The following is a 6277-nucleotide window of genomic DNA, read 5'->3' as shown; positions in this document are numbered from 1 at the left end:
CTTCAGCGCCAGCCCGAGTGGGATCAACGCGCCGGCCCACAACGCGATGCCGACGCCGTGCAGGAACACCATCGGCCGCGTCAGCCATTGCGGCTCGGCGGCACTGGCATGGCCGCTGGCGGCAAGGGCAACCCCCACCCCGGCCAAGCCGGCCAGCGCCGATGGTTTGGCGGTGGCGCGGGGACCGGCCAGCGACAGCAGGCCAAGGCCCAGCGCGATCAGCGCGACCAGCACTGTCCAGCCGAAACTGGTGTCGAGCCCGGTCCGCCAGACGACCGATTGTGCCAGATGGGAGAGCGGCGCCCCCAATGCGTCCAGACCTTGCAAGCCGAGCGACAGGCACGACGCGACCAGCCCGCTCAGGATTGCAGCTGCAACGAAGCGCTGCCCGGCACGGCCACTTCCGGCCAACCAGGCAAGCGCGAAGGCGCCGCCAACGCCGAGGAAAAGGCCGACGTAGAGAAAGATTTTGCCCGTCCAGATAGCCGACCGCAACGGCCAGTCGACGGCTTCGGATACGGCGGGCGGCTCGCTGGGCGCGCCGATGGAAAACAGCAGCGATCCGCCGACGGGATGACCGTCTGCGGAGATGACGCGCCAGCTCAAGACATGCGTGCCGGACTTGAGTGGCTGCGGATTGTCCATCTCGACGGTCTGGTCGCTGAGCCGGAATGACGTTAGCGGAACCGGCTTGCCGTCGGGCTTCACCAGCGTCAGCACCAGAGGCGAGACCGGCTCGCTGAAGGTCAGCGAGAACTGCGCCGGCCCCTGTGCCAGCACCGCGCCGTCGGCCGGGTCGGTCTTGATCAGCGCGGCATGGGCAAAGGCCTGATCCGACACGGCAAGGCTGGCAAGAAACACGATCACGGCCAACAGGCCGGCGGCAAGCCGGCCGGCGCGTTGGCCGGTCATTGAAGCCGTTTGCAGGAAGGAGGTCGTGCCCATGTCACCGCCACGAAAAGGAGCGGCGCGCTCGGCTCGAATGAGCGCGCCGCCTGGGAGATCATTTCTTCGGCAGCAGCTTGATGCCGGGTGCCGGGCTTTCCAGCGCGTCTTCATCCTGCCCTGCCGCCGGGATCTCGATCCAGCGATCGGCGGCGCCGTCGCATTCCTGCACCACCGGGAAGTAGAGTTTTTGGCCCGCCGGCAGATCCGCCGTCAACGTCGCGCGGAAGACAAACTCGTCGTAGAATTCGTCCGGCAGGCTGCCAGCGCTCCAGTCGACTTCCTTGACCCCGTCGGCAACCGCCTGACCGTAGAGCTGGTAGGATTTCTCGTACTTGCCCTTCTTGGTCTGCAGCGTCCAGCCTGGCTTCGGCATCGGCTTCACCGCGATCACCCCTTCCGGAATCTGCACGCGCACGGCGGTCGTCGCCTTGCCTTCGCAGCCATGCGGCACGCGCAGAACGGCCTTGTAGGTCGAGCCGACCGCCGCCTCCTGGGTTTCGAACGTGATATGCGCGAAGGCGGCGCTGGTTCCGAGCGCGAGAAGTGCGCCGGCCGACAAAAGATATTTGTTCATGATGGTCCCTCGGATTTTCAAAATTTGTCGAACCGGCCGGATCAATTGGCGTGATCGTCCATGGCGCCACCGCCCATGCCTTCGACAGCGAAATCGACGCTGACGGCGCCGGCCTTTTCGAAGGTCAGGACGGCGGAGAACTTTTCGCCCTGTTTGGGTTGCCGCTTCAGGCCGATGAACATCAAATGATAGCCGCCAGGCGCAAGGGCGACCTTGCCGCCGGCCGGAATTTCCAGGCCGCCGGCAACCGGCCGCATGGTCATGACGCCGTCCTTGACGCCCATCTCATGCAGCTCGGCCTTTTCAGAAACATCGGACGAAATCGACACCAGCCGGTCCGGTGCACTGCCATTGTTGGTGACGGTGAAATAACCCCCGGCCACTTTGGCACCGGCAGGTGTGGCGCGCGACCAGGGGTGGCCGATCTCGAGATCGCCAAGTTTGAACTCATGCGCGAGGACGGACTGGGCGCCTGTGAACAGCAGCGCAAGAGCCAGCACGGCAATGCCGACACGCTCTTCGATGCCGCGTAGAATGCCGCCTGGCGCAGGACGCGCGGCGTCAGGGAAAAAATAGGACATGGTTGCTCCATGAAGTAATGGTCGCGCCGTTGCCGGTCGCGAGCAGTTTGATCTTTGGATGGGTACGCCCACGAAAAGTTCCGCCGGGCAAACAGGCTCAGGCCGTCAGCGGCGGCGCGCGCGGGTTCGACGGCGAGCGCTCACGCGCAAAGTCGAGATGGATGGCCGCCGGAAAAACAAAGGCGACCGTTTTGAAGGAAAGGCTGCCCAGCGCCAGGCCAGCACCGGGCGGCGGCGCAAAGGCCGCCGAAACCATGCTGCAGCCGAGCACGCAGCATGCCGGAAGATGGGACGGCTGCTGGTTGCCGCCGGGAAGCTGGGCTGCGCCCTCATGGGTGCAGATGACGTTGCCGAACGCATCGAGCTGCGATGCATTGGAACCGGTGCCGAAGGCGAATGCTCCGAGCGTCGACTGGAGCAACAGCAGATAGGCCGCGACCAGCGCGACCGGCATGCTCCACCGTCTCCTCGATACGCTCAAAGCCCTGCCTCTTCGCAGCAATGCGACATTCCTAGCACGGGGCCGGCGGGTGGAAAATCGCCAAATCGCCGCGGCGCCAACGCGGCAGGGTCAATGCATGTCGCCCAAAAGTGTATAGCGGTTTTGGGACGACGACATGCATGAAACAAGACTCCGAGCCGCGATGCGGCTCAGTGTTTTTGCAGCGACCGGCTCTCCGGGATCGAGGTCAGCAATGTCTGGCGTGCCGACTTCAGGTGCTTGCGGCAAGCGGCGTCGACCTTGCCGAGGTCGCGCGATTTCAGCGCCTCTATGTAGACCAGATGCTCACCGATGGCGACTTCGTTGCGCTCGCGTTCCTGCGCCTTGTTCCACTGGTAATGGTAGTGGAAGATCATGGCGATGACATCGTAGAAATCGACGATGAAGCGGTTGCGCGACGCCCGGTGGATGAGCCGGTGGAAGCGCTCGTCGAGTTCGGAGAACTCGGTGAAGCGGGTGGCGATGTCGTTTGCCAACTGGCGATGCTCGTCTTCCAGGCGGTCGAGATCGGTCCAGACCGCGCTGTCCTGCGGTAAAGCGGCAAAGGCGGCCGCCGAGCGCAGTTCGAACATTTCGCGGATTTCGGTGAGCTCCAGTGCGAAGGCGCGGGTAAAGCCCTTCAGCACCCAGTGACTGTTGCGGCGCTTCTCGATCAGGCCGAAGCGGGAGAAGCGGATCAGGAACTCGCGCACGCTGGTGGTGCCGACGCCGATCTCACGCGCCAGTTCGAGTTCATTGATCTGCATGCCGGCCTCGGCGCCGCCGGCGAGCAGCCTGCGCATGAACGACCGTTCGATGATCTCGGCCAGCGTGTCGGTCTCTTCTTCGGGGAAAAAATCGTCCGGATGCGCTTCGCGCAGCACCGTCTTGGCGCGCTTGTCCCAGGCGATCAGCCCTGTCTCTTCCATGCGCGCAAGAATGGTGCGGACGGTCGTACGGCTGACGCCAAGCAAGGTGCCCAGTTCCGGCTCCGAAGGCAGGCTGCGCGTTTCGTCGAGCAGCCGCAGGCAGCGGTTGTAGGCATCCTTGTAGACGTTGTTGCTCTTCGACATCCCTGACCCGTTGCACGCCGTCGCTTGCGGCGGCCGGTTTGAAGCGCAATATGACGTTCCCATGGCCCTGAGAAGCGAAATTGCTTCCCGGAACAACCAAGGACATGCGGAACTCCCCAGTGAAAAAACAATTGACGCAAAACTGTTTTTTCACGATAAAAGACAATATCTCTAAACAGACGCGTGTCAATCCGTCCGCGCAACCCAGGATCACCCAGGAAACCGCCCGTGAACGCCTCCAACTGCATTCTTCTGTCCCCCGCCGACAATGTCGCCGTCGCCAACGGCCGCATCGAGATTGGCACCGCGCTGCCGGGCGGTGCCGTCGCCAGTGCGCTGATCGAGCCCGGCCACAAGGTGGCGATCAAGCCGATCGCCGCCGGCGAGGCCGTGGTGAAATACGCCCAGGCGATCGGTCGAGCGACACAGAATATTGCAGCGGGCGAGCACGTGCATTCGCACAATCTGGTTTTCGAATCCGGCCGCTTGCCGGTCGTGCCCCCGAGCGAGGCCGAGCACGCGACGGAGGCCGACCGCGCCCGCACCTTCATGGGCTATCGCCGCGCCGATGGCCGCGCCGGCACGCGCAACTTCATCGGCATCGTCGCCAGCGTCAATTGCTCGGCCACCGTCTGCCATTCCATCGCCGACACCGCCAACCGCACGCTTTTGCCTAACTATCCCGGCATCGACGGTTTCGTGCCGATCGTGCACGGCCAGGGCTGCGGTATGAGCGGCACCGGCGACGGCATGATGGTGCTGCACCGTACACTCGCCGGCTACGCCCGCCACCCGAATTTCGGCGGCGTGCTGATGGTCGGCCTCGGCTGCGAAGTCAACCAGCTCACCCTATACGGCCAGAAGGGCGTCGCTGCGGGCAAACGCCATTTCAACATCCAGGACGCCGGCGGATCGCGCAAATCGGTCGAAAAAGCGATGCGCGTGCTGGCCGAGATCGCCGAGGAAGTCGGCCAGCTGAAGCGTGAGCCGATCCCGGTCAGCGAGATCGTCGTCGGCCTGCAATGCGGCGGCTCGGACGGCATGTCGGGCATCACGGCCAATCCGGCGCTGGGCGCGGCTGTCGATATCCTGGCTGGCGTCGGCGGCATCGGCATCCTCTCCGAGACCACGGAGATCTACGGCGCCGAGCATCTGCTTGCCTACCGCGCGGCAACGCCGGAGATCGCGCAGAAGCTCGACGGTTTCGTGAAATGGTGGGAGGACCACGTCGCCAAGCATGGCGCCTCGATCGACAACAACCCCTCGCCCGGCAACAAGCGCGGCGGTCTCACCACCATCCTGGAGAAGTCGCTCGGCGCGGTCGCCAAGGGCGGTCAGACGCCCCTCAACGGCGTCTTCGGCTACGCCGAAAAAGTCACCGGCAGCGGCCTGGTGTTCATGGACACGCCCGGCTACGATCCGGTTTCGGCGACCGGCCAGGTGGCGGGCGGCGCCAACGTCATCGTCTTCACCACCGGCCGCGGCTCATGCTTCGGCTGCCGCCCGACGCCGTCGATCAAGGTCGCCACCAACTCCACCATGTACCACCAGATGGAAGAGGACATGGACGTCAATTGCGGCGTCATCGCCTCGGGTGAAAAGACCATCGCCGGCATGGGTCGCGAGATCTTCGAACTGATCGTCGAGACGGCTTCCGGCCGCAAGACCAAGAGCGAGGACTTCGGCTACGGCGACAACGAGTTCGTGCCCTGGCATCTGGGCGCAACACTTTAGACTTAACTGATATAAAGTAGACTGCGCGCCGGTCAGCGGCGGGCAACGGGGAGGTTGTGCATGGAAAGACGCCGCATCGGCCAGACAGCGCTGGAAGTCACCGAGGTCAGCTTCGGCGGCGCTGCACTTGGCGGCCTTTACCGCGCCTGTTCGCGCGAAGCGGCGATGGAGACGCTGCAGGGCGCCTGGGATGCCGGCCTGCGCTATTTCGACACCGCACCCTTCTACGGTTTCGGCCTGTCGGAGCGCCGCTTCGGCGACTTCCTGCGCTACAAGCCGCGCGATTCCTATGTGCTGTCGACCAAGGTCGGCCGGCTGTTCCGCCCGGTGCCGGACGATCAGGTTCCCGATCACTCCTATGTCGATCCGCTGCCCTTCGCGCTCGACTACGACTATTCCTATGACGGCATCATGCGGTCGGTCGAGTTCAGCTATGCGCGGCTTGGCCTAAACAGGATAGACATCCTGTTTGTCCACGACATCGGCGCCTACACCCATGGTGTCGAGAAGACCAAGCTGCACTTTCGCGACCTGATGGACGGCGGCCTCAAGGCACTTGAAGAGCTGAAACGGTCCGGCGTCATTTCCGCCTATGGGCTTGGCGTCAACGAAGTGCAGATCTGTCTGGACGTGATGCGCGAGGCGCCGCTCGACTGCATCCTGCTCGCCAGCCGCTATTCCTTGCTCGACCGCAGCGCCGAAGCGGAGTTGCTGCCCCTATGCCGGGCGCGGCAGACCTCCTTGGTCATTGGCGGCGTGTTCAACTCCGGTATCCTGGCGACCGGGCCGGTGCAAGGCGCACATTTCGACTACCGCCCTGCCAGCCATGACGTGCTCGACCGCGTCGGCGCAATGGAAAGGATCGCCGCCGAGGGTGGCTATCCGC

7 protein-coding genes are annotated in these 6277 nt (G+C 64.2%); 2 read left to right on the top strand and 5 right to left on the bottom strand.

Annotation, left to right across the window (positions count from 1 at the left end):
- The 5 genes from EOC06_RS41890 to EOC06_RS07020 form a co-directional block, all read right to left on the bottom strand.
- Positions 1 to 945 (bottom strand): copper resistance protein CopC (locus EOC06_RS41890; RefSeq protein WP_245469381.1); only part of this gene is annotated, 945 nt, incomplete at its 3' end.
- 58 nt (positions 946 to 1003) lie between these two features.
- The gene (locus EOC06_RS07035) at positions 1004 to 1522 is read right to left on the bottom strand and encodes a YcnI family protein (protein WP_127272468.1); all 519 of its coding nucleotides are present in this window, start codon (positions 1520 to 1522) and stop codon (positions 1004 to 1006) included.
- Positions 1523 to 1563: 41 nt separating this feature from the next.
- The gene (locus EOC06_RS07030) at positions 1564 to 2103 is read right to left on the bottom strand and encodes a copper chaperone PCu(A)C (RefSeq protein ID WP_127270813.1); all 540 of its coding nucleotides are present in this window, start codon (positions 2101 to 2103) and stop codon (positions 1564 to 1566) included.
- A 97-nt stretch (positions 2104 to 2200) separates the two neighbouring features.
- The gene (locus tag EOC06_RS07025) at positions 2201 to 2557 is read right to left on the bottom strand and encodes a DUF2946 family protein (RefSeq protein WP_128307411.1); all 357 of its coding nucleotides are present in this window, start codon (positions 2555 to 2557) and stop codon (positions 2201 to 2203) included.
- Between the two features lie 197 nt (positions 2558 to 2754).
- A complete protein-coding gene (locus EOC06_RS07020) occupies positions 2755 to 3657 on the bottom strand; it encodes a GntR family transcriptional regulator (protein ID WP_128307410.1) in 903 nt (300 codons plus the stop codon).
- Positions 3658 to 3885: 228 nt separating this feature from the next.
- On the opposite strand from EOC06_RS07020, the gene EOC06_RS07015 reads away from it, so the two are divergent.
- Together EOC06_RS07015 and EOC06_RS07010 are read left to right on the top strand one after the other, a co-directional pair.
- The gene (locus tag EOC06_RS07015; protein ID WP_128307409.1) at positions 3886 to 5391 is read left to right on the top strand and encodes a UxaA family hydrolase; all 1506 of its coding nucleotides are present in this window, start codon (positions 3886 to 3888) and stop codon (positions 5389 to 5391) included.
- Positions 5392 to 5451: 60 nt separating this feature from the next.
- On the top strand, positions 5452 to 6277 hold an 826-nt coding region (locus tag EOC06_RS07010; RefSeq protein WP_245469380.1), incomplete at its 3' end, for an aldo/keto reductase.

Source organism: Mesorhizobium sp. M7A.F.Ca.MR.362.00.0.0, from assembly GCF_004023175.1.
In the GTDB taxonomy this organism is placed as follows: domain Bacteria; phylum Pseudomonadota; class Alphaproteobacteria; order Rhizobiales; family Rhizobiaceae; genus Mesorhizobium.
Note: the sequence above shows the minus strand (reverse complement) of the source record. Positions and strands in the feature narration are given on the sequence as shown.